At 76.4% G+C, this 1944-nt stretch carries 1 protein-coding gene and 1 pseudogene; both read left to right on the top strand.

Features of this window, described 5'->3' with window-relative positions; genetic code table 11:
• The first annotated feature begins 222 nt into the window (after positions 1-222).
• A complete protein-coding gene (locus ABZ885_RS40190; RefSeq protein ID WP_360200011.1) occupies positions 223-1095 on the top strand; it encodes a MoxR family ATPase in 873 nt (290 codons plus the stop codon).
• A pseudogene (locus tag ABZ885_RS40185) lies at positions 1092-1944 on the top strand (hypothetical protein); the annotation flags it as partial. The gene ABZ885_RS40190 and the pseudogene ABZ885_RS40185, both read left to right, overlap by 4 nt.

Raw genomic sequence — 1944 nt, 5'->3', positions numbered from 1 at the left:
GGCATCCTTCGCGCTCGCCGTCTTGAGCATCTGCCCTACGGACTTGGCGACCGGGCCGACGTCCTCGCCGAGAATGTCGGCCGCCGCCCGCCGTCCCGCCCCGGCCGGGTGCGTCCCCGTCCGCCCGCAGGTCCGCCGGCCACGGCCGGGACAGCGAAGTGACCGGCCGGTAGGGTGCGGAGCACAACGCACGGCAGGCCAGGCGGACGGGGAGTGGAGCACATGCGCGGCGACGGCACCGGGTTCTTCGAGTCGGCGGCGGATGCCGCCGCCCAACTGGCCGGCACCGGCTACCTGGCCTCCACCGCGGTGGCCACCACCGTCTTCCTCGCCGACCGGCTCGGCAAGCCGCTGCTCGTCGAGGGCCCGGCCGGGGTCGGCAAGACCGAACTCGCCAAGGCGGTGGCCGAGATCGGACGGGCCCGGCTGGTCCGGCTGCAGTGCTACGAGGGCATCGACGAGGCCCGCGCGCTCTACGAGTGGAACCACGCCAAGCAGCTGCTGCGGATCACCGCCGGCCGCGACGAGGGCTGGGACCAGGCCCGCACCGACATCTTCGGCGAGGAGTTCCTGCTCACCCGGCCGCTGCTGACCGCCATCCGGGGTGACCAGCCGACCGTGCTGCTGATCGACGAGATGGACAAGGCCGACGTCGAGGTGGAGGCGCTGCTGCTGGAGGTGCTCAGCGACTTCCAGGTCACCGTCCCGGAGCTGGGCACCATCACCGCGACCCGGCGGCCGTTCGTCCTGCTCACCTCCAACGCCACCCGGGACCTCTCCGAGGCGCTGCGCCGCCGCTGCCTCTTCCTCCACCTCGACTACCCGGACGCCGAGCTGGAGCGCCGGATCGTCCGGCTCAAGGTCCCCGGCCTGGACGCCGCCCTGGCCGAGTCGCTGGTGCGGGTGGTCGGGGCGCTGCGGGCCATGGAGCTGCGCAAGGCGCCCTCGGTGGCCGAGACCATCGACTGGGCGCGGACGCTGCTCGCCCTCGGCGCGGACACCCTGGACGAGACGGTGGTCCGCGACACCCTCGGGGTCATCCTCAAGCACCAGGACGACGTCCTCAGGGCCACGCAGAAGTTCACCCTGGCATGAGCGCCCCCACCGACCCGGCACGGGCCGACGTCGCCACCCGGCTGACCGGTCTGGTCCGGGCGCTGCGCGGCCACGGCCTGCGGATCGGCCCGGCCGAGACGGTGGACGCGGCCGCCGTCACGGAGGTCCTCGGCCTCGCCGACCGGGAGCAGCTGCGGGCCGGGCTGGCCGCCGCCCTGCTCCGCTCCGAGGGGCAGCGCGGCGTCTACGACGCCGCCTTCGACCTGTACTTCCCGCTCGGTGTCGGCGCACCCGAGGCGGCCCGGACCGCCGCGGCGGCGGACGGGACGGAGACCGCCGGGGCCGACGGCGCCCCCGGTTCCGCGCATCCCGAGGCGCTGCGCGAGGACCTCCGCGAGCGCCTCGCCGCCGCGCTGGCCGCCGACGACCGGGCGGCACAGGCCCGGCTGGCCGGCGAGGCGGTGGCCGCGTTCGGCCGGTACGGCGCCGGCGCCGCCCCCGGCTCGGACGGCTGGTCCGCCCACCAGACGCTCGGCCGGCTCGCACCCGAGACGCTGCTGGCCCGCGTGCTGGCGGCGCTGCGCGACGGGCCGGCGCCCGACACCCCCGGCGACGTCTCCGACCGGCTGCTCGCCGACGAGATCCGCCGCCGCATCCAGGGCTTCCGCGCGATGGTCGGCACCGAGGCGCGCCGCCGGGTGGCCGAGGTGCGCGGCACCGAGCGGATCGCCGAGCGGGCCGTCGCACCCACCGCCGACCGGATCGACTTCCTCACCGCCGGCCGCGACCAGCTCGCCGAACTACGGCGCACGGTGCACCCGTTGGCGCGCAAGCTGGCCACCCGGCTGGCCGCGCGGCGGCGCCGGGCGGCCCGCGGACCGATCGAGC

The sequence above is a fragment of the Kitasatospora sp. NPDC047058 genome, assembly GCF_040643935.1.
Lineage (GTDB): Bacteria > Actinomycetota > Actinomycetes > Streptomycetales > Streptomycetaceae > Kitasatospora.
The sequence above is the reverse complement of the archived record's forward strand: the minus strand, read 5'-3'. Positions and strand labels throughout refer to the sequence as shown.

Excerpts from the sequence above, each read along its gene's own strand:
- ABZ885_RS40190 (WP_360200011.1), top strand. The coding sequence starts at position 223 with ATGCGCGGCGACGGCACCGGGTTCTTCGAGTCGGCGGCGGATGCCGCC.